18 protein-coding genes are annotated in these 25,804 nt (G+C 38.1%); 14 read left to right on the top strand and 4 right to left on the bottom strand.

Annotated features, from left to right (window positions below; all coding sequences use genetic code 11):
• The first annotated feature begins 3 nt into the window (after nucleotides 1-3).
• Nucleotides 4-1,212 carry a Bcr/CflA family efflux MFS transporter gene (locus MUA88_RS10060; protein WP_262605510.1) on the top strand — a complete coding sequence of 403 codons (1,209 nt, stop codon included), beginning with the start codon at nucleotides 4-6 and terminating at the stop codon, nucleotides 1,210-1,212.
• Between the two features lie 48 nt (nucleotides 1,213-1,260).
• On the opposite strand, the gene MUA88_RS10055 is transcribed toward MUA88_RS10060, so the two are convergent.
• Nucleotides 1,261-1,467, bottom strand: a complete 207-nt coding sequence (locus tag MUA88_RS10055; protein ID WP_262604015.1) for a hypothetical protein — start codon at nucleotides 1,465-1,467, stop codon at nucleotides 1,261-1,263.
• A 479-nt stretch (nucleotides 1,468-1,946) separates the two neighbouring features.
• Here MUA88_RS10055 and MUA88_RS10050 point away from each other — a divergent pair, with 479 nt between their 5' ends.
• From MUA88_RS10050 to MUA88_RS10035, 4 genes are all read left to right on the top strand, one after another.
• On the top strand, nucleotides 1,947-3,095 hold the full coding sequence (locus tag MUA88_RS10050) for a dicarboxylate/amino acid:cation symporter (protein WP_262604014.1): 1,149 nt from the start codon (nucleotides 1,947-1,949) through the stop codon (nucleotides 3,093-3,095).
• Between the two features lie 93 nt (nucleotides 3,096-3,188).
• On the top strand, nucleotides 3,189-4,070 hold the full coding sequence (locus tag MUA88_RS10045; RefSeq protein ID WP_262604013.1) for an SDR family oxidoreductase: 882 nt from the start codon (nucleotides 3,189-3,191) through the stop codon (nucleotides 4,068-4,070).
• Nucleotides 4,071-4,230: 160 nt separating this feature from the next.
• Entirely contained in the window at nucleotides 4,231-5,388 is a 1,158-nt protein-coding gene (locus MUA88_RS10040) for an FAD/NAD(P)-binding protein (protein ID WP_346014887.1), read from the top strand.
• Between the two features lie 54 nt (nucleotides 5,389-5,442).
• The gene (locus tag MUA88_RS10035) at nucleotides 5,443-5,829 is read left to right on the top strand and encodes an NUDIX hydrolase (RefSeq protein WP_262604012.1); all 387 of its coding nucleotides are present in this window, start codon (nucleotides 5,443-5,445) and stop codon (nucleotides 5,827-5,829) included.
• Nucleotides 5,830-5,886: 57 nt separating this feature from the next.
• Here the strand turns inward: MUA88_RS10035 and MUA88_RS10030 are convergent, their stop codons facing one another.
• Nucleotides 5,887-6,279 (bottom strand): hypothetical protein, encoded by a 393-nt coding sequence (locus MUA88_RS10030; RefSeq protein WP_262604011.1) that lies wholly within the window; start codon nucleotides 6,277-6,279, stop codon nucleotides 5,887-5,889.
• A 454-nt stretch (nucleotides 6,280-6,733) separates the two neighbouring features.
• Nucleotides 6,734-7,861, bottom strand: coding sequence for a CdaR family transcriptional regulator (locus MUA88_RS10025; RefSeq protein WP_262605509.1), 1,128 nt, complete (start codon nucleotides 7,859-7,861; stop codon nucleotides 6,734-6,736).
• A gap of 454 nt (nucleotides 7,862-8,315) precedes the next feature.
• On the opposite strand from MUA88_RS10025, the gene MUA88_RS10020 reads away from it, so the two are divergent.
• Together MUA88_RS10020 and MUA88_RS10015 are read left to right on the top strand one after the other, a co-directional pair.
• Nucleotides 8,316-16,550 carry a Rib/alpha-like domain-containing protein gene (locus MUA88_RS10020; protein ID WP_262605508.1) on the top strand — a complete coding sequence of 2,745 codons (8,235 nt, stop codon included), beginning with the start codon at nucleotides 8,316-8,318 and terminating at the stop codon, nucleotides 16,548-16,550.
• A gap of 243 nt (nucleotides 16,551-16,793) precedes the next feature.
• Nucleotides 16,794-17,837: a 2,3-butanediol dehydrogenase gene (locus MUA88_RS10015; protein ID WP_262604008.1), complete on the top strand. Its 1,044-nt coding sequence runs from the start codon at nucleotides 16,794-16,796 to the stop codon at nucleotides 17,835-17,837.
• 47 nt (nucleotides 17,838-17,884) lie between these two features.
• On the opposite strand, the gene MUA88_RS10010 is transcribed toward MUA88_RS10015, so the two are convergent.
• Nucleotides 17,885-18,865 (bottom strand): YeiH family protein, encoded by a 981-nt coding sequence (locus MUA88_RS10010; RefSeq protein WP_262605507.1) that lies wholly within the window; start codon nucleotides 18,863-18,865, stop codon nucleotides 17,885-17,887.
• Nucleotides 18,866-19,470: 605 nt separating this feature from the next.
• Between MUA88_RS10010 and MUA88_RS10005 the strand changes: the two genes are divergently transcribed.
• Genes MUA88_RS10005 through trpA form a run of 7 tightly spaced genes read left to right on the top strand, consistent with a single transcriptional unit; the run spans nucleotide 19,471 to nucleotide 25,792 of the window.
• Nucleotides 19,471-20,874 (top strand): anthranilate synthase component I, encoded by a 1,404-nt coding sequence (locus MUA88_RS10005; RefSeq protein WP_262605506.1) that lies wholly within the window; start codon nucleotides 19,471-19,473, stop codon nucleotides 20,872-20,874.
• Nucleotides 20,871-21,452, top strand: coding sequence for an anthranilate synthase component II (locus MUA88_RS10000; RefSeq protein ID WP_262605505.1), 582 nt, complete (start codon nucleotides 20,871-20,873; stop codon nucleotides 21,450-21,452). Before MUA88_RS10005 ends, MUA88_RS10000 begins: the two co-directional genes overlap by 4 nt.
• Complete coding sequence (gene trpD / locus MUA88_RS09995; RefSeq protein ID WP_262604004.1) at nucleotides 21,439-22,443, top strand: anthranilate phosphoribosyltransferase; 1,005 nt, start codon at nucleotides 21,439-21,441, stop codon at nucleotides 22,441-22,443. The genes MUA88_RS10000 and trpD overlap by 14 nt, the downstream gene beginning before the upstream one ends.
• Nucleotides 22,440-23,222, top strand: coding sequence for an indole-3-glycerol phosphate synthase TrpC (gene trpC, locus MUA88_RS09990; protein ID WP_262604003.1), 783 nt, complete (start codon nucleotides 22,440-22,442; stop codon nucleotides 23,220-23,222). Before trpD ends, trpC begins: the two co-directional genes overlap by 4 nt.
• Nucleotides 23,223-23,849 (top strand): phosphoribosylanthranilate isomerase, encoded by a 627-nt coding sequence (locus tag MUA88_RS09985; RefSeq protein ID WP_262605504.1) that lies wholly within the window; start codon nucleotides 23,223-23,225, stop codon nucleotides 23,847-23,849.
• A 1-nt stretch (nucleotide 23,850) separates the two neighbouring features.
• The gene (gene trpB / locus MUA88_RS09980; RefSeq protein WP_262605503.1) at nucleotides 23,851-25,068 is read left to right on the top strand and encodes a tryptophan synthase subunit beta; all 1,218 of its coding nucleotides are present in this window, start codon (nucleotides 23,851-23,853) and stop codon (nucleotides 25,066-25,068) included.
• Entirely contained in the window at nucleotides 25,061-25,792 is a 732-nt protein-coding gene (gene trpA, locus MUA88_RS09975; RefSeq protein ID WP_262605502.1) for a tryptophan synthase subunit alpha, read from the top strand. Before trpB ends, trpA begins: the two co-directional genes overlap by 8 nt.
• Nucleotides 25,793-25,804: the final 12 nt, after the last annotated feature.

The following is a 25,804-nucleotide window of genomic DNA, read 5'->3' as shown; positions in this document are numbered from 1 at the left end:
TATATGATGAAATCAAAGATTAATTTATCACACTTATCATTTATTGTATTATTAGGGGCGATGACAGCATTCGGGCCAATGTTGTCAGATATGTATAGCCCTGCATTGCCACTTGTTCAGCAAGATATGGGGACATCAACGTCACAAGTGCAGTTAACTTTATCGATTGCAATGATCGGTATTGCATTTGGCCAATTTATATTCGGTGTCATTGCAGACCGTGTACCTCGAAAACCACTTATTTTAACGATCTTGTCGCTAGTCATTATTGCTTCATTAGCAAGTGCAGTTAGTAGTAGTGTGACGTTATTTATAGCAGCTCGTTTAGTACAAGGTTTAGCAGGTGGTGGTGCCATTGTGATTGCGCGTGCAACAGTGGCAGAACTGTATCACGGTGAAATTTTGAGCCGATTCTTTACCGCATTAATGGTCGTTAATGGTATTATTTCTATTTTAGCACCATTAGTGAGCGCACTTATTTTAACAGTAGCTGAATGGAGAGCTATCTTTGTTGCACTGGCAGTAATTGGTGCTGTTATGTTCTTAGTGGTATTAACGCATCCTAAGATGAAAACATTGAATACAACGCATGAAGCACACGACAATTTTGGTGACATTTTTAAAGATTTTGGTCGTTTATTGAAGACGCCACACTTCCTTGTACCGATGTTTTTACAAGGTGTGACGTATATTATGATCTTTAGCTACGGGGCAGGTGCACCATTCATTACACAAAATGTATATGGTTTATCACCGCAAAATTTTAGTATGTTAATGGTCTTAACAGGTATCGGTTTAATTATTTCGAGCCAAGTTGCTAATATTTTATTGCGTTTTTATGATCAATTAAACGTACTTGCAGGATTTATTGTTATTCAGGTGATAGGAGCAGCACTTGTGATCACAGTATTATTACTTCATTTACCTTTAATACTACTTATTGTTGGATTTATGCTATGTGTCGCACCAGTAACAGCGATTGGACCACTTGCTTATTCACTCGCTATGCAAGCAAGAACAGGTGGAAGTGGAAGTGCTTCAAGTTTACTTGGACTTTTCCAATTCGTACTTGGTAGTTCGGTCGCCCCATTAATTGGTGTGCAAGGTCCAGAAAGTGTGATACCTTACAGCATTGTCCTTGGTACAACGATTATTTTACTACTCGTATTAATGGTTTTAACGCGTGTTTTATTAAAACCAGCATTAAAATAGAAAAAATCCATACATTTTGAAATATCAAAGTGTGCGGATTTTTTTAATTTAAAATAAATCGGAAGGCATCACGTCGTCTAGTTCGAAGTTTTGAATATCTTGTATCGCCTTGCTATTTAAGAATTGTTGTATCGGTTCCTGTGATAGTAAGACATCTTTTGTTTCTGCTAATGCAATGGGATTGTCATCCGCTAGATAATTGGCAATTAAGAAAAGAATGCCAATAGCTAATACAGCTCTGATGATGACACGCATAAAGGTCAACTCCTTTTATGAATAATATGCTTCTATTTTACAAGGTGTGCCATACAGATACATTAGTCTTTAGTAGCGACAAGGACTCCAACTTTGGATGTATGATGGTGTGGTGGGAAGGTATATCGTGTAAAAGAGGTAATATTATAAAAGTGTCCCAATATTTTATGAATATAATATTAAAGGTAAGAATCATATAAATCGTGAAGCATTTTGAGACGCTATAAAGTATGTAGTTGTCCGCACCACGAGTACAATGGTTATCATGTTGTAAAAAGACCCTTATAAAATAATATTTCTAACCTCTGGAATGATACTCCTCGTGTTTTTGTCATGTGTACTAAAAATATAAATAAAATTAAAATAAATTCAAATAATATATTGATTTTTCAAACAATTTAATGCAATATATAACAAAAGCACATATATTTAAAGTGTATTTTAATTACATAGACAAGGTTATGGAGGGAGACAAACCGATGAAGCTAATTGGGAAGTTATTATTAGGGATTGTGGCAGGTATTTTAATTGGGATGTTAGATATTGAAATTCTCAATAAAATTCTTGTAACAGTAAAAGGTGTCTTTGGACAAATCATTAACTATATGATTCCATTGATTATCTTTTTCTTTATTGCTTCTGGTATTACATCGCTAGGCAAAGGGTCAGGACGACTTGTAGGTATGACAGTAGGTGTGGCTTATACATCAACAATTTTAGCAGGATTAATGGCACTAACAGTTGCATATAATTTAATGCCAATCATCGCATCAAGTGGTAAAGTGCCGGGGGAAGCACCTGAAATTGAAGCGTTCTTCTCATTTGAATTTGATCCATTAATGGGTGTATTAACAGCATTGATTACAGCATTTGCATTTGGTATTATTGCGCACAAAGTTGAAGCTTTCACGATGATTAAGTTAATCGATGAAGGTCAACGCATTGTAGAAGTATTAATTGAAAAGATTATCATTCCATTCTTACCATTCTACATTGCGACAATCTTTGCAGAGATGACAGCACAAGGGACAGTAATGAGTATCCTAAAAGTCTTTGGTATCGTATTAATTATTGCGATTATCATGCACTGGGTATGGTTAACAGTATTATATGTTGTGGCAGGTGTACTGAATAAGAAAAGTCCACTGGTACTCTTAAAAACAATGTTACCATCTTATTTCACAGCATTAGGTACAATGAGTAGTGCGGCAACGATTCCAGTGACATTGAGACAAGCGAAGAAAAATGATGTGACACCAGCAGTAGCGGACTTCAGTGTGCCGTTACTGGCAACAATTCACTTATCAGGTTCTACGATTACATTAGTCAGCTGTTCAGTAGCAGCAATGGTCGTACTACCTAGCTTATCATTAGTAAGTGTTCCAACAATGATTGGATTTATCTTTATGCTTGGTATTATTATGATTGCAGCACCAGGTGTTCCAGGTGGCTCAGTGATGGCAGCAAGTGGTATTTTAGGTTCAATCCTAGGCTTTAATGAAGCGGCCATTGGTTTAATGATTGCATTGTATATGGCACAAGATAGCTTTGGTACAGCAACTAACGTAACAGGTGATGGTGCAATTTCAGCTATTGTCGATCGTTTAGGTAAAAAGTACACAGAATAAGCGAGTATTCCACTCGGAAAAGCAAGTTGTTTTGCTTTTCTGAGTTTTTTTGATACTTTGAAAGAGAACATAATAGGAAAAGAGGTTTTTATCATGTCTAGCCAAAATCCATTAACACAATATTTTCACGATACGTACGAACAACAACCACAACCTTATCCAGGTATTCAACGCGAGATGACACCCGTTCCTGATTGTGGGGAAACATCTTATCGCGGTGCTGAAAAATTAGTCGGTAAAAAAGCACTTGTCACAGGTGGCGACTCAGGTATTGGACGTGCCGCAGCGATTGCATATGCAAAAGAAGGCGCAGATGTTGCGATTGCATATCATCCAGATGAGCAAGCAGATGCCGAAGATGTGAAAGAAGTGATCGAGGCAGCAGGACAAAAAGCAGTCTTATTACCAGGTGACTTACGTGATGCAGACTATGCACGTCAAATGGTAAAAGATGCCCATGAACAATTAGGCGGTCTAGATATTCTCGTATTGAATGCTGGTATGCAACAATTCGAATATGACATTCAAAAGTTAGATCCTAAACAATTGACTGATACATTTGAAGTCAATGTATTCTCAACTGTTTACTCAATTCAAGAGGCGTTGAACTATCTTGAACCAGGTGCGAGCATTATCTTAACATCATCTATCCAAGCGGTGAAACCAAGTCCGCATCTATTGGATTATGCGATGACAAAATCTTGTAACGTATCATTAGCTAAAGGATTAGCTACGCAATTAGGGCCTAAAGGTATTCGTGTAAACGCTGTCGCACCAGGTCCTGTTTGGACACCATTACAAATCTGTGGTGGACAACCACAAGAGCGTATTCCAAACTTTGGTAAAAACCAACCATTACAACGTGCGGGACAACCTGTTGAATTAGCAGATGTATATGTCTTACTTGCATCTGAAAGTGGTAGCTTTATTACTGGCCAAGTATATGGTATTACAGGTGGCGCACCAATCGTCTAATAACGTAACAAAAATCTTTATTCTTTTTGAGTCGTTTACTGAATGAATCGGTAAACGGCTTTTTTAGTAGAAAATTTCTCTTATAAACTTACTTGTCATATTAATTGATATCCATTATCATAAAACGTAATTATTGCGATTTAGAGAGAGGGTTATCATTATGTATGAATGGCTTATTATAGGTGGAGGCGTCCATGCCACAACGATTGGCTTACAATTACGCTATTTAGGTTTGCCTGTTGAACAATTAGCAATGATTGATCCACATGAAAAATTGATGGGGAACTTTAAGATGCAAACGTCTCGTCTCAGTATGCCGTACTTAAGATCACCACTAGTACATCATTGTCATCCTGAACCCTTTGATCTTAAAAAGTTTGCGAAACAACAACAGTATGCACAAGCGATGATTGGACAGTACCAACGTCCAAGACTGGATATGTTTTTTGATCATACAGACAAATGGGTAGAGGCGTATACATTGGAAGATACGCATATTCATCAAGAGGCTGTAGATATAGAACAAAAGGATAATCATTGGGAAGTGACATTAGATAATGGGCAGATAATGAAAGCGTGTCATGTTGTACTTGCAATGGGGACACATCGCACACCTTACTTACCAGATATGTATATAAATCAACCAGATGTGCAACATATTCACCAAAGAAATTTTGATGACCAAAAAATGGCTTCTCATGTCATTGGTAGTGGCATTTCAGCTGCACATTTAGTCATTAAATTATTAGGTGAAAAACGTGCTGAACCGATTCATTTATGGGTGAAAAAGTCATTAGAAGTTTTTGATTTTGATGCCGATCCAGGCTGGTTAGGCCCTAAGAATATGCGCGGTTTTCAATGTGAGAAAGACTTGTCTAAACGCGCCGAAATTAACTGCCAAGAACGTCATAAAGGATCAATGCCAAAAGAAATTTATATGAAACTCATGCATGCTCAAGATGCTGGGGAGTTAATCATACATGAAACACCGATTACTAAAATAGAAAATCATCAAATTCATACAGAGGATACATCTGTCGCTTATGATGGTATTTATTTAGCAACTGGGTTTAAGATGGACTTGATGCAACAACCATTGATTCAATCAATTATGAAACGTGATGATGCACAGATAATGGCTGGCTTCCCAGTATTAACGACATCACTTGAATGGGTGCCAAATATCTATGTGTCAGGCATGTTGGCAGACTTAGAACTCGGGCCATTTGCGCGCAATATTATGGGTGGACGTATGGCAGCACAACGTATTGGCGAAGTTTTCGTACAAGAACAAAAGAATATGAAAAAAGCAATGTAAGATCGTTATGTTATGCTATATATGTCATTAAAATATTGGATGGGAGTGTAACAAATGATTCGTTGTGTCTGTTTAGTCGAAAGAAAAGGGGACTACTTGCGATTAGTACAAGTGAGAAATAGAGAAAAGCTGTACTTTCCAGGCGGTAAAATAGAACAAGGAGAATCACTCGAAACAGCACTTGTTCGTGAGTTAAAAGAAGAGTTACAGTTGATATTGTTGGAAGATCAGTTGGAATATATTGGGACTGTCGTTGGTCCTGCCTATCCACAAGAAGGTGAATTAACGGAGCTAAATGGTTTTCGGACACATGTTCCTATTGATTGGTCACGTATCCATATTGATGCTGAAATTACGAATATTGATTGGGTGCATATTGCAGATCATACAAGAATTGCGCCTGCTGTTCGTAAATGGATTGATACCTTTGAAACTGTATAATATAAAAAGACTGAAATGAAAGCCTTCTGATAGGTCTTCATTTCAGTTTTTCAATGGCTATTCAATGTGATATAGGTTTGGATGCATTCCAAACTTTGGTGCATCAAAGCCAATCGTATATACTTTAACTTTCTGGCCTTCGCGTAGTGATTGTTGGATATCTTTGCTATTGAATTTGCCATGTAATAAGATATCATTATTTTCAATTGTTGTTTTCGTTTGTCCTTGCTGAATAACAATATAGCGTGTTGTACCAGTGGTCATCGTATGATTTTTAGCGTATTTTTCAACAATCTTTCCTTCATAGACGTGGCGATTCAATTCAGGAATAATAGTTCCCATCGCTAAGAATAGGACAAGAATAATACCACTTATCGCAAAAATGATTTTCATCACATGTGTTCCGACACGTTGAAATAAATTGTAAATGAACTCGTTTAGTTTTCTCATATTATCGCTCCTAATAAGTCGTATTATAACGAAAAAAGGAGAAGAATGATAAAATTTAAGAGATTTGATGATCATAGCGAAAAAGCATGTTTAAACCTTAACCTTTAATTACATATTACAATCCTTTTGTGCAGATGACTAAAATGAGAAAAATAGCACAAATTAGTGAAACTTTTAAAAGCCTTGAAAATAAAGTTTTTAAACTATTGTATTGTGCACTATATATAATTTTTGCATTCATATAAAAAATAGTTGGATAATCGTCTAAGTGTGGAATAATACTCATTGGTGTAGGCGTTATGGCAAAGCATATATTGATCAGTAGGAAGTGAATGCTTTGTTCATTGAGTATCAACGCATAAGGCTATATCTGCATATTACTGCTCGATAATTAGTAAAGAATTAATCATAGAGAAAACCGAGACCCTTCGTAAAGTGTCTCGGTTTCAACTTGCTATCGTCTTTTATAGAGATATTGTGCCATGCGCAATAACACGATGCCATCAATCGTATTGGGATCCCAACCTGTGATTTCATGGATTTTTTTTATGCGATAATTGAGCGTGTTACGATGTATAAAAAGGTCATTGGCTGTTTTCACAAGCTTACCATGATTTTTAAAGTAGGCTTCTACAGTTTTATTCAGATATTTGTCGCCACCAAAAGAAACAAGCTTATGATAATTGGCGATAAGCGATGTCTCCATATCTGGTGTGTAATGCTTAATATTTTGACCAATAAGTTCCAATTCATACTCTTTATAAATATATAATCCTTCAGTTTGATTCGATGACACTATCAAATTCTTAAGTGCTTTTGCCTCTTTATAGGATTGGATTAACCCTTTAATACCTGTATTAAAATCTCCCAGCGTAATCACAGTACGTTCAAATAAATCATCTTCCATTGACTTCTGAATAAAGCGTTTAAGTTCTTCCAGTGTGTTTCCACGGTTGGTATTAGCTTTAAAGACGAATACAAGTTCTTGTGGTGTGAGTTCGAGTAAATCATCATCGTGGAGTTGCCAGTTGTCCAGTATACTTTTCAATGCTTGTAGCTTAGACTTACTTGTACTATTAATAGAAATCGTCGCCACAGCAAGTCTACTATTTAAACCAAGCGATTCCACAATTTGTTTGCGATTATAACTATGTACGGTATTTTCTGTATTAAATAAAATATTCGAGAGTGTTTGTATTCGGGACATTTCATTTTTGAATCGAGTAGCACGTTCAAATTCTTGTTCAAGAATAAATTCTGCAGAGATTTTAAGGATATGAGCGTACTCCCTTATCTCTTCAGGTGGCCCGGAAATAATCAGTGCACCATATGTTTTATCATGATATTCGAAAGGCAGAATAATACCTGGTGCTTTCACTTTCCAAAAGTTTAAATCTTGCTCCTCAATCTCAATCGGTAAATGACGCTGAATAGAATGCAAGGCGGCATGATGAATTTCACCAAGACGTTTAGAATTGGTTGTCGCAATAATTTGCCCACTTCGATTTGTAACTTGAACGTTCTTCTTAATAATTGTTGCTACTTTTTTTACAACTTTTTGTGCCCAATGTTGGTTTACCATTACAAGCTAGCTCCCCCTAGAAATTAGTTATCGCTATGATAGTGTATCGCAATGATGAATTAATCCTAATGTGATATTTTTATATTTTCTTCATATTATATATCTATATGGTTTAAACCTTATAATAAATCTCACTCAATTTATAACACACGATAAACTTAATATAAATGTTAATTATATTTTGTTCACTCTAGTTGTGCATATGAACAAAGATACATACCCCAAAATGACATTTTAGCGCATTAAAGTGAAACGCTACCAATCCAATAGACACGCAACTTTTAGGGTCTATAATATTTGAAAATACCAATATTTAAATAAAATTCAAATTACTAAGATACTAAAAGATAATTTAGATTATAAATTGTATGTTAACATTTGAAGTGTAGTGCTCAATCTATCTATTTTTAACTTATTGTATTGAGCAAAGATTACATTAAAAGGGAGTAATGAAATGGCGAACAAAAAAACAAAAAGCTCAACGCGTTTCGACTTTTTGCCTAACAAGCAAAACAAATACTCGATTCGTAAATTCACAGTCGGCACAGCCTCAATCTTAGTAGGGGCAACACTTGTATTCGGCGCATATAATGATGCACAAGCGGCTGAATTAGATGAAAAAACTGCAGAATCTGCAGCTGCAACAGATGATGAAGTAGCTAAAGAGGAAGCAACTGCAACAGAAGAGGTAGCAGCAGAAGAAACTGCAGCAACTGAAGAAACTGCGGCAGATAGCACATCTGAAGAAGCGGTAGCCGAAGAAGCACCAGCAACAGAAGAAGCGGCAACAACAGCTGAAGAAGCTGAACCAACTGCAACAGAAGAAGCAGCAGTCGCTGAAAAACCAGCAAACGTAATAAAAGCAGCAGACACAGCAGAAGAAACTGTTACACCTGAAGCAACACCTGTATCTGAAGAAGCAACATCAGCTCCAGAAACAACAACTCCAGCTCCAGCAGTAGAAGCAACACCTGCAACTACGCCAGAAACAACAACTCCAGCTCCAGCAGTAGAAGCAACACCTGCAACTACGCCAGAAACAACTTCTAACACATCTACAGAAGTACCTGCAACTGACATTCAAACTGTAAAAGATCAAACATCAGCAGCAGACTATTTAGCAGCTGAAAAGAACATTTCTACAGAAGAAGCGAATAAAATTGCAAGTAACTTAAATGCAAACTTATCAGAAGTAACACCTGAAGCATTACAACAAGCAATTGTTGATTATTTAGCTAATGAGCAAAATAAATACAATGTTGATGGTACATTAGCTGCAGTTCGTGAAGAAACAGCATTAACAAATGAAGATGTTGTGACTGAACAACCAGTAGCAGGAACAATGTTACGTTCAGCAGCTACAACTGCAACTCGTGCGGCAGATGCAGAAGAAGCAATTTATGTACCAGGTGCAAATGATCAAGTTTATACTTACAAAGGTAAAGCATGGATTTATGATGCAGATTCTATGACAAGTGCAGCGGATAAAGTGATGCCAGCTACTAAAGTATATTTACAATGGGTAGATGGAAAAGGTGTTGTTTCACCAGTATTCTATACAACCACTAATCCTGATGGTACATTCGCATTTAATTTCTTGAATCCAGATTGGGACGGTAAAGATGTTGCTGATAAAGGATATCAAGTAAAAGATGAAGATGGCAATGTCGTGACTAAATGGCAAATTGCCGGCGATGGAGGTTTTGCTGTAAAAACATGGGTGGACAATCCAGATCCAGCAAAATACAACGTCATTAAATCAGGTGATAAAGTAACTGGATTCCACAGTCGATTAAACCGTACGAATGAATCTTGGAACTTTACTACAGGTGTAAATGTTGTTGAAAATTCACAAGTTATCTTACAAGAAAAACCAAACAGTAGTGATATGTTATTAGGATCTGAGGAAAACTGGACAACTTCACCGTCTCCAGATGGTATTTGGCCGAACACAGGAAACTACGGTATTGTTTCTGGTAAAGCTTGGTATGAAGCAGGGGATATTGCTGGTAGTCCGAACCATGTATACTACGGAACTGGTCGAGACGTATGGGCAGCTGGTACTAAAGTAGCAGCATCATATGTTAATGACGAAGTGACACGTAGATTCGATGCATGGAAAAATGATCCAGCAAATGCTAAATATACAAAAGAACAATTTAAAGAAGCACAAGCAAAAATCATTTCAGAGTATGAAGCTGAATTTGGTAAAGGCTCACATATTGCTGAAACAGTTGTTGCGACAGTAGACAATAATGGAGATTTTTATATTCCATTTAAAGGTTTATATGGTTATAGTGCATATAAACAAAACTTAGGGTTACCAATTTCTCATAAAGTTTCAGATGAAGAATATGGAACGCTTGTAAAAGACGAAGAAGTTAACCATAATCAGCTATTATGGGGATCTAATATTGGTCAAAAACATCGTCATATCAATACAGACTATGTTTATATGACTACATTAGTTGAAGACTATCCAGTTTGGTCAAATGCATATCAAGGTAATATGTTTGAATCAATCACTGATGACGATGCACAATCAGCAACAGCTGGATTGAGTAACTATGCTGTATTCTTTGCACTTATCGCAGATACACCTGAACATGACATTTTAACATATGATTCTGTTAATAATACTGCGACGGTAGGAGATACAGCTGAATCTAAAACATCAGGATTAATTCCTAACCAAGAATATCAAGTACAATGGTTTAAAGATGGCGAAGCTATTGGTGAACCGACTACTGTTACTTCAGATCAAAATGGTGTTGCACAAAGTGTGCCATTGACTGTACCAGAAGATATTACTGGTAAAACAGTTTATACTTCAGCAGTATTCTGGCAAGGTGAATCAACAAAATCTTTAACAACAGCACTTGCGATTGATTCATTTACAGCATATCCTCCACAAAATGAAGATACAGAACCAGCATATACTGACGAACAAGCTAAACCAGGAGTTGAATCAACTTCTACACCAACATTCACTAATAATGATGGTGAAAAAGTAGATTTAGCAGATGTACCGTTGTCAGATACTGAGCCTTTCAAAATTACTGGCGAAGCGATTCCAGGTGTTACAATTGATCCACTAACAGGTGAGATTAAGTTCAAGCCAACACCAGAACAAGCTAATAGTACAGTAGAGGTACCAGTTACTGTAACTTATGAAGATGGTACGACAGATACAGTAACAGCAAAATTCACTGTAGGACCATCACAAGCAGATGAAAACGATCCAACAGCTACAGAAGAAGTAGTAGAAAAAGGTGGAGAAGTTGATTTATCAGACAACGTTGATACAACTGACTTACCAGAAGGAACTAAAGTAACAGATGTAACACCAGCTGGAACAATTGATACAAATGTACCTGGAGAATACACAGGAACAGTAGAAGTAACATATCCAGATGGATCAAAAGATACAGTAGAAGTACCAGTAACAGTAAAACCATCACAAGCAGATGAAAACGATCCAACAGCTACAGAAGAAGTAGTAGAAAAAGGTGGAGAAGTTGACTTATCAGACAACGTTGATACAACTGACTTACCAGAAGGAACTAAAGTAACAGATGTAACACCAGCTGGAACAATTGATACAAATGTACCTGGAGAATACACAGGAACAGTAGAAGTAACATATCCAGATGGATCAAAAGATACAGTAGAAGTACCGGTAAAAGTAAAACCATCACAAGCAGATGAAAATGAACCAACTGCTACAGAAGAAGTAGTAGAAAAAGGTGGAAAAGTTGATTTATCAGACAACGTTGATACAACTGACTTACCAGAAGGAACTAAAGTAACAGATGTAACACCAGCTGGAACAATTGATACAAATGTACCTGGAGAATACACAGGAACAGTAGAAGTAACATATCCAGATGGATCAAAAGATACAGTAGAAGTACCGGTAAAAGTAAAACCATCACAAGCAGATGAAAATGAACCAACTGCTACAGAAGAAGTAGTAGAAAAAGGTGGAAAAGTTGATTTATCAGACAACGTTGATACAACTGATTTACCAGAAGGAACTACAGTAACGGATGTAACACCAACTGGAACAATTGATACAAATACACCTGGAGAATACACAGGAACAGTAGAAGTAACATATCCAGATGGATCAAAAGATACAGTAGAAGTACCAGTTAAAGTTGTAGACAAATTAACGGATGCTGATCAAAACGATCCAAAAGTTACAGAAGAAGTAGTAGAAAAAGGTGGAAAAGTTGATTTATCAGACAACGTTGATACAACTGATTTACCAGAAGGAACTACAGTAACGGATGTAACACCAGCTGGAACAATTGATACAAATACACCTGGAGAGTACACAGGAACAGTAGAAGTAACATATCCAGATGGATCAAAAGATACAGTAGAAGTACCAGTAACAGTAAAACCATCACAAGCAGATGAAAACGATCCAACAGCTACAGAAGAAGTAGTAGAAAAAGGTGGAGAAGTTGACTTATCAGACAACGTTGATACAACTGACTTACCAGAAGGAACTAAAGTAACAGATGTAACACCAGCTGGAACAATTGATACAAATGTACCTGGAGAATACACAGGAACAGTAGAAGTAACATATCCAGATGGATCAAAAGATACAGTAGAAGTACCGGTAAAAGTAAAACCATCACAAGCAGATGAAAATGAACCAACTGCTACAGAAGAAGTAGTAGAAAAAGGTGGAAAAGTTGATTTATCAGACAACGTTGATACAACTGACTTACCAGAAGGAACTAAAGTAACAGATGTAACACCAGCTGGAACAATTGATACAAATGTACCTGGAGAATACACAGGAACAGTAGAAGTAACATATCCAGATGGATCAAAAGATACAGTAGAAGTACCGGTAAAAGTAAAACCATCACAAGCAGATGAAAATGAACCAACTGCTACAGAAGAAGTAGTAGAAAAAGGTGGAAAAGTTGATTTATCAGACAACGTTGATACAACTGATTTACCAGAAGGAACTACAGTAACGGATGTAACACCAACTGGAACAATTGATACAAATACACCTGGAGAATACACAGGAACAGTAGAAGTAACATATCCAGATGGATCAAAAGATACAGTAGAAGTACCAGTTAAAGTTGTAGACAAATTAACGGATGCTGATCAAAACGATCCAAAAGTTACAGAAGAAGTAGTAGAAAAAGGTGGAAAAGTTGATTTATCAGACAACGTTGATACAACTGATTTACCAGAAGGAACTACAGTAACGGATGTAACACCAGCTGGAACAATTGATACAAATACACCTGGAGAGTACACAGGAACAGTAGAAGTAACATATCCAGATGGATCAAAAGATACAGTAGAAGTACCAGTAACAGTAAAACCATCACAAGCAGATGAAAACGATCCAACAGCTACAGAAGAAGTAGTAGAAAAAGGTGGAGAAGTTGACTTATCAGACAACGTTGATACAACTGACTTACCAGAAGGAACTAAAGTAACAGATGTAACACCAGCTGGAACAATTGATACAAATGTACCTGGAGAATACACAGGAACAGTAGAAGTAACATATCCAGATGGATCAAAAGATACAGTAGAAGTACCGGTAAAAGTAAAACCATCACAAGCAGATGAAAATGAACCAACTGCTACAGAAGAAGTAGTAGAAAAAGGTGGAAAAGTTGATTTATCAGACAACGTTGATACAACTGACTTACCAGAAGGAACTAAAGTAACAGATGTAACACCAGCTGGAACAATTGATACAAATGTACCTGGAGAATACACAGGAACAGTAGAAGTAACATATCCAGATGGATCAAAAGATACAGTAGAAGTACCGGTAAAAGTAAAACCATCACAAGCAGATGAAAATGAACCAACTGCTACAGAAGAAGTAGTAGAAAAAGGTGGAAAAGTTGATTTATCAGACAACGTTGATACAACTGATTTACCAGAAGGAACTACAGTAACGGATGTAACACCAACTGGAACAATTGATACAAATACACCTGGAGAATACACAGGAACAGTAGAAGTAACATATCCAGATGGATCAAAAGATACAGTAGAAGTACCAGTTAAAGTTGTAGACAAATTAACGGATGCTGATCAAAACGATCCAAAAGTTACAGAAGAAGTAGTAGAAAAAGGTGGAAAAGTTGATTTATCAGACAACGTTGATACAACTGATTTACCAGAAGGAACTACAGTAACGGATGTAACACCAGCTGGAACAATTGATACAAATACACCTGGAGAGTACACAGGAACAGTAGAAGTAACATATCCAGATGGATCAAAAGATACAGTAGAAGTACCAGTTAAAGTTGTAGACAAATTAACGGATGCTGATCAAAACGATCCAACAGTTACAGAAGAAGTAGTAGAAAAAGGTGGAGAAGTTGATTTAACAGATAACGTTGATCCAACTGACTTACCAGAAGGAACTACAGTAACAGACGTAACACCAGCTGGAACAATTGATACGAATACACCTGGAGAATACACAGGAACAGTAGAAGTAACATATCCAGATGGATCAAAAGATACAGTAGAAGTACCAGTTAAAGTTGTAGACAAATTAACGGATGCTGATCAAAACGATCCAACAGTTACAGAAGAAGTAGTAGAAAAAGGTGGAGAAGTTGATTTAACAGATAACGTTGATACAACTGACTTACCAGAAGGAACTACAGTAACAGACGTAACACCAGCTGGAACAATTGATACGAATGCACCTGGAGAATACACAGGAACAGTAGAAGTAACATATCCAGATGGATCAAAAGATACAGTAGAAGTACCAGTTAAAGTACAAGATACTACAGCACCAGATGCACCGAAAGTGAATACACCACAACCAGGTGGAAAAGAAATTACAGGTAAATCTGAGCCGAACGGCACAGTAGATGTAACATTACCAAACGGTGACGTTATCAAAGATGTACCAGTAGATGCAGATGGAAACTACAAAGTAGACGTACCAGAAGGTGTAGAGCTTAAAGAAGGCGACAAAGTTACAGTTGTAGCGAAAGATGGTAACGGAAACACATCAACACCAACAGAAGCAACAGTAACTGACACGGTAGCACCAGATGCACCAACAGTAACGAATCCACAACCTGGAGACAAAACAATCACAGGTACAGCTGAACCAAACGGAACAGTAGACGTAACATTACCAAACGGTGACGTTATTAAAGATGTACCAGTAGATGCAGATGGAAACTACAAAGTAGATGTACCAGAAGGTGTAGAGCTTAAAGAAGGCGACAAAGTTACAGTTGTAGCGAAAGATGGTAACGGAAACACGTCAACACCAACAGAAGTAACAGTAACAGACACAGTAGCACCAGATGCACCAAAAGTGAATACACCACAACCAGGTGGAAAAGAAATTACAGGTAAATCTGAGCCGAACGGCACAGTAGATGTAACATTACCAAACGGTGACGTTATCAAAGATGTACCAGTAGATGCAGATGGAAACTACAAAGTAGACGTACCAGAAGGTGTAGAGCTTAAAGAAGGCGACAAAGTTACAGTTGTAGCGAAAGATGGTAACGGAAACACATCAACACCAACAGAAGCAACAGTAACTGACACGGTAGCACCAGATGCACCAACAGTAACGAATCCACAACCTGGAGACAAAACAATCACAGGTACAGCTGAACCAAACGGAACAGTAGACGTAACATTACCAAACGGTGACGTTATTAAAGATGTACCAGTTGACGAAAATGGTAACTGGTCAGTAGATGTACCAAAAGATGTAGAGCTTAAAGAAGGTGACAAAGTTACAGTTGTAGCGAAAGATGGTAACGGAAACACGTCAACACCAACAGAAGCAACAGTAACAGACACAGTAGCACCAGACGCACCAACTGTTGACCCAGTTAAAGCTGGCGATAAAGAGGTAACTGGTAAAGGTGAACCAGGAACTACAATCACTGTTAAATTCCCAGACGGAAAAGAAGGAACAGCAACAGTAGATGAAAATGGTAACTGGACTGTGAAAGTACCAGATGGTACAGAAATTAAACCAGGTGATAAACTGATTGTGACAGCTACAGACAAAGCTGGTAACAAATCTGAAGTCACTAAAGTGAAAGTACCAGCTGATAAAGACACAGTTGCACCTGAAAAACCAGAAGTGAACCCTGTACAACCAGGCGACACAGAAGTAACTGGTAAAGGTGAACCAGGATCAGAAATCACTGTTAAGTTCCCAGATGGTAAAGAAGGAACAACAACAGTAGATAAAGATGGTAACTGGACTGTGAAAGTACCAGAAGGCACTACAATCAAACCAGGAGATAAACTGATTGTGACAGCTACAGATGAAGCTGGAAACACATCAGAACCAACAGTAGTTGTCGTTCCAGATGAAAAATCTGACGATAACACTGGTAAATCAGGTAACACTGGTAATACTGATAACACTGGTATGACTGGTAAAACAGGCAACACTTCTAACACTGATAACAGCAATGCTGGCGACATGGGTAACATGGATGCTACGCCTGCAGTGAAAGGTGATATGAGTGAAGCTAAAGACATGAACAACAACGGCAAAGAAGTGAATGAATTACCAGAAACTGGTAACGAATCAACAAATGCGCCATTGTTCGGTAGCTTAATCGCTGCACTTGGTTCATTGTTCTTACTTGGCAGACGCCGTAAAGAAAATGAAGAAAAATAATAAACGATGATTCGTTTAAAAGAGGGACTCGAGTTTAACTCGGGTCCTTTCTTTATGCGTTTTTTAGCTTTGGTCGGATGGTGAGAAATGCTGTCCTGCTTTTTTATATTTTTAAATATTTTTAAATCATTGCTAAAAGGAATTATTTTAATAAATAATTTGAATAGAATAATAAGTCATATTTCTTGAATAATATTCTGAAAAGTCATAATATTAAATTGTTAATAAAAGGAGGTTACATCTATGAAAGCAGCAGTATGGTATGGACAAAAAGACGTACGCGTTGAAGAAAGAGAACCAAAAGTATTGAAGGATAATGAAGTGAAAGTTAAAGTGACTTGGGCAGGTATTTGTGGGACAGACTTACATGAATACTTAGAGGGACCTATTTTCATTTCTACTGATAAACCAGATCCATTTTTAGGGCAAACAGCACCTGTGACATTAGGACATGAATTTGCAGGGGTTGTTGAAGAAGTAGGGTCAGATGTGACGAAGTTTAAAAAAGGAGACAGAGTGGTAGTGAATCCAACTGTTTCTAATGGTGAAAAAGAAGAAAATATTGACTTATATGATGGGTATTCATTTATCGGTTTAGGTGCAGATGGTGGTTTTGCTGAATTTACAAACGCACCTGAAGGCAATGTATATCGATTACCAGATAATGTATCAGATAAAGAAGGCGCCTTAGTGGAACCTACAGCAGTAGCCGTACAAGCGATTAAAGAAGGAGAAGTGTTATTCGGTGATACGGTAGCAGTCTTTGGTGCAGGTCCAATTGGCTTATTAACTGTTATTGCAGCAAAAGCAGCTGGCGCAAGTAAGATTTTTGTGTTTGACTTATCTGAGGAACGATTAGCGAAAGCAAAAGAACTTGGTGCAACATTTGCTGTAAACTCTGGTAAAGAAGATCCAAAAGAAGTGATTGCGAAACATACAAATGGTGGTGTAGATGTAACATTTGAAGTAGCAGGTGTTGCACCAACATTAGCAGCATCAATTGATGTCACAAGACCACGTGGTACGGTTGTCATTGTATCAATCTTTGGTCATCCAATTGAATGGCACCCAATGCAATTAACAAATACAGGTGTGAAATTAACATCAACCATTGCTTATACACCAACAACATTCCAACAAACGATCGACTTGATCAATGAAGGAAATTTAGATGTTAAAGGTGTTGTCACAGATGAAATCGAGCTTGATGACATTGTTGAAGCCGGTTTCGAGCAACTTGTAAACGATAAATCACAAGCGAAAATTCTTGTGAAATTACAAGGATAATCCATGCATAAAGATAGCTCCTCATGAACGCATGAGGAGCTATTATTTTACGATAACATGAAGTTTAAAACAATAAGGCTGACGATTGTAAGGCCACTCCATAAGAGGAGGCCGAATAATACAGGTTTAAAGCCAGCTTGTTTAAAGTGACGGAACTTTACAGTTAAGCCAACACCTGCTAAGGCAATGGTAATTAAGAAATGTGCGAGTTGACGGAATATCGTGATGATATTGTCTGAGAAGTTAAAGATAGAACTAATAGCCGCTGCCACTAAAAACCATAGAATAAAGTTTGGAATGGCTTGATACCACGGTTTACGTGATTGTTCTGAAGCTGTCTGCTGTTTAGCCATCCACAATGCAAGTCCAAGTGTGATAGGGATGATAAACAGTGTCCGTGTCAGCTTAACAATTGTCGCTACTTCTAACGCTTGTTGCCCATACACAGCACTGGCAGCCACAACACTAGAAGTATCATTGATGGCTGTTCCGGCAAAGAAACCAAATGTTTCCTGACTCATATGAAAGAAATGACCAAGTGGTGGGAATACAATCACACCGACAAGGTTGAATAAAAATACCGTAGATAAGCTGAGCGCAATCATTTCTTCTTTTGCTTTAATCACTGGGCTCGTTGCTGCGATGGCAGAACCACCACATATAGAAGTCCCGACGCCGATAAGTATGCCGAGAGATGTCTCTATTTTTAATAGTTTGATTAATAATATGCTCGCAATACCACAAAAAAGTAAAGTGACGATCAGAATCGGTAAAGATTTTAAACCGATAGTCCCAATCGCATGAAAGCTAAGTGTGAAGCCGAGCACTATGATACTATAATGTAACACTTTTTTACTACTATATTGAATACCAGGTTTGAATGAGTTGGATAATTGGATCATATTGTTGATAATCATCCCAATGACGATTGCAAAGACAGCACTACCCACAAGTGGGAATATGCGCCCTAAACCTGTCGCGACCAATGCAATGCTAATGGTGAGAATCAGTCCCTTAATTCGTGACATAGAAAGACCCCTTTTTAAAGATGTTAGCTCAAGTATAAGCGTCTCTATGGCGTTGTGCAATATGTCGCATTAAAACACTTTAAACGATGCAATGAATATTTTTACTTAAAAGTGTTGACATACTCATGAGATGCCTGTATAGTATGAATTATCAAAAAATAACGCGATTGATAAGTAGTATTTGCAATGTGTAGCATACAGAAAACTAACGGTAGATGTAAGTTAGTACACAGCAAAGATGAATTGGGCAATCGTTGGGAACAGAAGCATATTTAATGTCAAAGTGAACATGTAATCATGTTAATTAAGGTGGCACCACGGTAACGCGTCCTTAACAATGCGTTTTCTGTGGTGTTTTTTATTTGTTGTTAATTACTGTGAGGATAAAGGAAGTAGTCATTGGTCTTGGTAGTGTCAGAAAGTGAACGGGTGATGTGAGTTCGCACCAACCAATGATGAACTGGGTTTATCTGGAAGCAGCCAATAGTATATTTTTTGAGTGGGTAGCTGATAATAGCTGCCAAAAGAGGTGGTACCGCGTGTGAACGTCCTTTTATAGGGTGTGACATGCGGTTTTTATTTTGTAATGAAAAGGGATGATAAAGATGGAGATCTATTATCGAGTGATAGATGCACCGGTCAATCCGGAGACGTTAGCGCGTCATAAGCAACATAAAATATTATTTGAAAGTGCGACAACGAATCAAACGAAAGGGCGTTATTCTATTTTAGCGTTTGATGTTTGTGGTGAGATCGTTTTAACGGATAAAGCGTTAACGGTAAAAACACCACAGAAGACGGAAGTGATTGAACAATCGCCACTGGAGGCATTAAAAGCATATGTGGCGAAGAAGAAGGTAGACGTGACAGATGAATCATTGTCAGCGTTGCCATTTATCTCAGGCTTTATGGGTGCGTTTAGCTTTGACTTTGTTCGACATGCCTATCCAGTGTTGCAACAGTATCCTATTGAAGGTTCAGGGGCTGATGTGCATCTCTACATGGTAGAACAAGTGTATGTATTTGATCATTTCAAAGAATGTGTGTATGTGGTTGCGACAAATTTATTTTCAAATGTTTCAAGAGAAGTGCTGGAATCTCGTGTTACAGCGATGATAGAGGAGTTTCAACAAGTAGAGTTATTTGAACCACCACTTCAGAAACAATTACCTGCAAAAGAAATTAAAACGTCTGTAGATGATGAGACGTTTAAACAATATGTATCAGATTTTAAAGATTACATTTGCCAGGGAGATATGTTTCAGGCTGTACCATCACGTATTTATCACTATGAGCATCACTTTGAAGAACAACGTGATCGCTTGACGTTTCGATTATTTCAAAGACTTAAACGCAACAATCCAAGCCCATACTTATTCTATGTCAATATGGGGCAAGATATTTTAGTGGGAAGCTCACCTGAAAGCTTTGTGAAGGTTAAAGGATTGGAAGTGATGACCAACCCGATTGCAGGAACGATTCGTCGTGGTAAAGATGTTGATGAAGATACAAAGTTAGCAGAAACATTGTTAGCTGATGAAAAGGAATTAAGTGAACATCGCATGCTTGTCGATCTCGGACGTAATGATATTCTGAGAATTGCCGAACATGGATCACTTAAAATACCACAGCTAATGACGATTGAACGTTATGAACATGTCATGCATATTGTGAGTGAAGTCACAGGGCAATTGCCTCAAGATTATTCACCGATTGATGTCATTGCAAGTCTATTACCAACTGGAACAGTATCGGGTGCACCGAAGTTACGTGCCATTCAACGTATATACGAGCAACAACCTGTAAGACGTGGTGTCTACAGTGGTGGTGTTGGTTATATTAACTGTAATCATGATCTTGATTTGGCATTGGCCATTCGTACAATGGTCATTGACGAAACAAATGTCCGAGTTGAAGCGGGATGTGGTGTGGTATATGACTCTATTCCTGAAAAAGAATTAGAAGAAACACGCTTGAAAGCAAAGAGTTTATTGGAGGTGGAATTATGATTCTGATGATTGATAACTATGATTCCTTTACATACAATTTGGTTGATTTACTCAGTGCACATGATGAAGTGAAAGTGTGCTACCCAGATGATCCAAATGTATTGGACTATAAACCATCCGCAATTGTTTTATCACCTGGACCAGGGTACCCGAATGATAATGACTTATTACGACGCATCATAGACCATTACCATAATCTCCCAATATTAGGGATTTGTCTTGGTGCACAAGCATTGTATGACTACTATGGGGGTGTCGTTGACGTCGGTGAACGAATTGTACATGGAAAATTAGATCAGCTTGAGTTTGAAGCACCATCGATTTTATACAAAGATATATCAGAATATTCAGAAATAATGCGTTATCATTCGCTTATTTGTAAACGGGAGACATTGCCTCATGACTTAATTGTAACAGGACGTACAGAGGATAGTATTCAATCATTTGAACATCGCATACATCGACACTTTGGTGTTCAATATCATCCAGAATCATTTGCTAGTCCAGATGTAGCCCAAATTGTGACCAACTTCATCAATATCGCAAAACAGGAGGGGAAGAAAGATGACATTACTTAATCATTTGATGCACTATCATCCATTAAATACAACGCAAATCAATCAATTCACTGCGACATTATTATCGGAAAGCACCGAACTCTCTGAAAAACTTGCGTTACTCAACGCATTTACGATGAAAGGGGCAACTGCGGAAGAACTCTATGATCTTAGTCGTGTGATGATAGAGACGATGTATCCAGAACAGCCGCGTTTACAAGACAGTATTTGTGTATGTGGAACAGGAGGAGATGGTTCAAATAGTTTTAATATCTCAACAACAGTCGCATTCGTGACGGCTGCAGCTGGCGCAAAAGTAGTGAAGCATGGGAATAAAAGTGTGACATCACAGTCTGGTAGTGTGGATATTTTACAAGCCTTGGATGTACCGATTACACAAGTGGAAGATGTGGAACGACAAGTTACATTCAATAATCTTTCCTTCTTAAGTGCGACGAATACGTATCCGATTATGCGTCATCTACAACCGGTACGTCAGCAATTGCCGGTACCTACTGTGTTTAACTTACTTGGACCTATTATTAATCCATTTGCGCTGGATTATCAAGTCATGGGTGTATATGACAAAACGAAAATGCAAGATATTGCAGAGACGCTTTATAAGCTTGGGCGTAAACGTGCATTGGTCGTACATGGTGCCAATGGTATGGATGAAGCAACCCTGTCAGGAGATAACATCATTGTCGAGGTAAACCAAGATACAGGGATTCGTACTTATACGTTAAATGCACAAGAAGTTGGCTTACGTTATGCCGAGGATACGGAACTAGTAGGCGGCACACCTGAACAAAATAGAGATATTACGCTAAGCATTTTAAAAGGAGAAGATACATCTTGCCGTCGAGATGTGGTATTGCTGAATGCAGGCTTAGCACTTTATGCATCAAAACGTGTCGATACGATTGAAGATGGTATTTCACTCGCACGTCAAACGATTGATGAAGGCCGTGCATATGAACAGTATGAAAAGAGTAGGAGTGTAGCAGTATGACGATATTAGATGACATTGTTGTATATAAAAGGAAGTTATTAGCGTCAGGATATTATGAAAAGCTACAAGAACAGTTACCACATATTGATGTACGTCATAAACCGACATTATCATCACTGATTGCCCAAGATGAACAGATGGCTGTCATTGCGGAAGTAAAGTCGAAAAGTCCATCGGTATCAGATATCCCACCTCGCAATTTGGAAGATCAAGTGGCAACTTATACAGAAGCTGGCGCATCAGCTATTTCTATTTTGACGGATGAACAGTATTTTGGCGGAAGCTTTGAACGCTTAGTGACATTGACACAACAAACCTCTTTACCTGTGCTATGTAAAGATTTCATGATTGATAAGAAACAAATTGATGTGGCACATCAAGCAGGTGCTTCGATTATATTATTGATTGTTAATATTCTATCTGATACTGAACTTGCGTCACTTCATGAATATGCACAAAGTAAGGGACTCGAAGTGCTTGTAGAAGTACATGATCGAGAAGAATTAGCAAGAGCTTTGAAAATACAACCAACTTTTGTAGGTGTCAATAATAGAGATTTAAGAACATTTAAGACGGATGTAAAACATACAGCAGATATTTTAACATCACATCAACCAGGGATTCATTATATTTCAGAAAGTGGCATACGTACCGCAGAAGATGTATCTCAAGTAGCACGTGTCGGTGCAGAGGGAATATTGGTCGGTGAAACCTTGATGAAGGCAGATGATGTAGGTGAAACGTTGCGTAGCTTGAAAGTACTGAAGGGAGTGCATTAGATGTATGTGAAGTACTGTGGATTTACGCGTCAACAAGATGTTCAAGTAGCTTGTGACTGTGAAGTCGATGCGATTGGCTTTATCATGTATCCACCGAGTGCACGTTATGTAGATTTGACAACGATCAAGCAGCTTACCGAAAGCGTACCTGAATCCATCGATCGTGTCGCAGTGACAGTAAATATGCCACTTTATATGATAGAGAAGCTATTGAATGAAACACGTATCAATACAGTACAATTGCACGGTAATGAACCTGTTTCATACATCAAGTATTTAAAGGCAAAGTATCCACACATTCAGATTTTCAAAGCACTTCAAGGAACTGAGTCACTCAAACAACAATTTTTAAAATTTGAACCATATGTCGACAAATTATTAGTGGATACACCGACTGAAGCATATGGTGGTGCAGGGACAACATTTGATTGGCGTGTATTAACGGGAGTGCCATTAGATAAAGTCCTTATTGCAGGGGGATTGAATCAAGAGACACTATCCGCACTACTTAAACAAGTACCTCACGTGAATGGGATAGATATCGCCAGTGGTATTGAAAGTGAACGAAAAGGATATAAATCAAAAGATAAAATGATTGCGATTAAACACTTAATAGGGGGCATTTAGGATGACAAAAATACAATTACATGCAGACGAACAAGGATTTTTTGGTCAATATGGTGGACGTTATGTACCAGAAACATTGATGCCAGCAATTTTAGAATTAAAAGCAGCATATGAAGAAGCTAAAGAGGATAAAGAATTTCAAGCAGAATATCATCGTTATTTAAAAGAATATGTTGGGCGTGAGTCCCCATTGACATATGCAGCCTCATTGACTGAGAAATTAGGCGGTGCAAAAATCTATTTAAAACGTGAGGATCTCAATCATACTGGTGCGCATAAAATTAATAATGCACTTGGACAAGCGTTACTGGCACGACGCATGGGTAAGAAGAAGCTCGTTGCTGAGACGGGTGCAGGTCAACATGGTGTCGCAAGTGCCACTGTTGCGGCATTGTTTGATATGGAATTGATTGTATTTATGGGTGAGGAAGATATTAAACGTCAGCAGTTAAATGTTTTTCGTATGGAGTTACTTGGCGCAAAAGTGGTTTCTGTAACGGATGGCCAAGGCACGTTATCTGATGCAGTGAACAAGGCATTGCAATACTGGGTGGCACATGTCGATGATACACATTACTTGTTAGGTTCGGCACTTGGACCGGATCCATTTCCAACGATGGTACGTGACTTTCAACGTGTCATTGGTGATGAAATTAAAACAGCAGTATTAGAACGAGAAGGACGTTTACCAGACGCGGTGGTTGCATGTATCGGAGGTGGCTCTAATGCGATTGGCACATTCTACCCATTCATTGAAGATGAGGATGTAAAACTGTATGGTGTAGAAGCGGCTGGAGAAGGGGCTGAAACCAATCGTCATGCACTTGCTTTGAACTGTGGAGATGTCGGCGTATTACACGGTTCAAAGATGTATATCATTCAAGATGACAATCAACAAATCGCACAAGCACATTCTATCTCAGCTGGGTTAGACTACCCTGGTGTGGGACCTGAACATAGTTATTACCATGAAATTGGGCGTGTCGATTATGTGCATGCGACAGACGATGAAGCGATGCAAGCACTGATTCGTTTCTCACAAGCAGAAGGCATTATTCCTGCAATTGAAAGTGCACATGCAATTAGCTACGTAGAAAAACTTGCACCACAAATGTCAAAAGACGAGATAATTGTAGTGACGGTGTCTGGACGTGGGGATAAAGATATGGAAACTATTCGCTCATATATCAAAGAACAAGAGGGGGATACGCATGCCTAAACAATTTGTAGCCTATATTATGGGAGACCAACACTTTATTGAAAACTTAAAAACATTAGAGCGTACGGGTGCTGATTTTGTCGAAATTGGGATTCCATTCTCTGACCCAGTTGCAGATGGTCCAGTGATTATGGCGGCAGGTCAACATGCAATTCAACAAGGGATGACAGCGCAACGCATATTAGAAATGTTAAAAGCACATCAAAATGAATTACAAGTAAAGTATTTATTGATGACTTATATGCATACGGTGGAAGCATATGGTGAGGCAGACTTTATTCGTGATGCAGAAGCAGCGGGGGTATATGGCTTGATTATTCCTGATATGCCAGCAGAATATATTTCAGCAATGAAGGAACGTTACCCAGAACGAAAGGTGAAGTTGATTTCATTAATTGCCATGACAGCCAATACTAAGCGCATTGAAAGTATTGCGCGTCAGGCAGAAGGCTTTATTTATACGGTAACGATGAATCAAATTACTGGGCAGAATGGAGAATTTCATCCAGAGTTACGAGAAAAGTTAGCGTTAATTCAACAAAATAGTACAGTGCCTGTCTTCACAGGATTTGGAATTCGAACACCAGAGCAGGTGAAGCAGTTAAGTACGGTGGCAGATGGTATTATTATCGGCAGTGAAATTGTAAAACGCTTTGATTCGGAGGGGCAGGCGGAAGTAGAAGCTTATTTAACAAGTATCCGACGGGCACTGGATGAAGCTTAATATAGCAAGTTG

The organism is Staphylococcus sp. IVB6240 (genome assembly GCF_025558425.1).
Taxonomy (GTDB): Bacteria; Bacillota; Bacilli; order Staphylococcales; family Staphylococcaceae; genus Staphylococcus.
The sequence above is the reverse complement of the archived record's forward strand: the minus strand, read 5'-3'. Positions and strand labels throughout refer to the sequence as shown.

Excerpts from the sequence above, each read along its gene's own strand:
- MUA88_RS10000 (WP_262605505.1), top strand. The coding sequence starts at position 20,871 with ATGATTCTGATGATTGATAACTATGATTCCTTTACATACAATTTGGTT.
- MUA88_RS10020 (WP_262605508.1), top strand. The coding sequence starts at position 8,316 with ATGGCGAACAAAAAAACAAAAAGCTCAACGCGTTTCGACTTTTTGCCT.
- MUA88_RS10050 (WP_262604014.1), top strand. The coding sequence starts at position 1,947 with ATGAAGCTAATTGGGAAGTTATTATTAGGGATTGTGGCAGGTATTTTA.
- MUA88_RS10045 (WP_262604013.1), top strand. The coding sequence starts at position 3,189 with ATGTCTAGCCAAAATCCATTAACACAATATTTTCACGATACGTACGAA.
- MUA88_RS10015 (WP_262604008.1), top strand. The coding sequence starts at position 16,794 with ATGAAAGCAGCAGTATGGTATGGACAAAAAGACGTACGCGTTGAAGAA.
- MUA88_RS10010 (WP_262605507.1), bottom strand. The coding sequence starts at position 18,865 with ATGTCACGAATTAAGGGACTGATTCTCACCATTAGCATTGCATTGGTC.
- MUA88_RS10035 (WP_262604012.1), top strand. The coding sequence starts at position 5,443 with ATGATTCGTTGTGTCTGTTTAGTCGAAAGAAAAGGGGACTACTTGCGA.
- trpD (WP_262604004.1), top strand. The coding sequence starts at position 21,439 with ATGACATTACTTAATCATTTGATGCACTATCATCCATTAAATACAACG.
- MUA88_RS10025 (WP_262605509.1), bottom strand. The coding sequence starts at position 7,861 with ATGGTAAACCAACATTGGGCACAAAAAGTTGTAAAAAAAGTAGCAACA.
- MUA88_RS10040 (WP_346014887.1), top strand. The coding sequence starts at position 4,231 with ATGTATGAATGGCTTATTATAGGTGGAGGCGTCCATGCCACAACGATT.
- trpB (WP_262605503.1), top strand. The coding sequence starts at position 23,851 with ATGACAAAAATACAATTACATGCAGACGAACAAGGATTTTTTGGTCAA.
- trpC (WP_262604003.1), top strand. The coding sequence starts at position 22,440 with ATGACGATATTAGATGACATTGTTGTATATAAAAGGAAGTTATTAGCG.
- MUA88_RS09985 (WP_262605504.1), top strand. The coding sequence starts at position 23,223 with ATGTATGTGAAGTACTGTGGATTTACGCGTCAACAAGATGTTCAAGTA.
- MUA88_RS10030 (WP_262604011.1), bottom strand. The coding sequence starts at position 6,279 with ATGAGAAAACTAAACGAGTTCATTTACAATTTATTTCAACGTGTCGGA.
- MUA88_RS10005 (WP_262605506.1), top strand. The coding sequence starts at position 19,471 with ATGGAGATCTATTATCGAGTGATAGATGCACCGGTCAATCCGGAGACG.
- MUA88_RS10060 (WP_262605510.1), top strand. The coding sequence starts at position 4 with ATGATGAAATCAAAGATTAATTTATCACACTTATCATTTATTGTATTA.
- trpA (WP_262605502.1), top strand. The coding sequence starts at position 25,061 with ATGCCTAAACAATTTGTAGCCTATATTATGGGAGACCAACACTTTATT.
- MUA88_RS10055 (WP_262604015.1), bottom strand. The coding sequence starts at position 1,467 with ATGCGTGTCATCATCAGAGCTGTATTAGCTATTGGCATTCTTTTCTTA.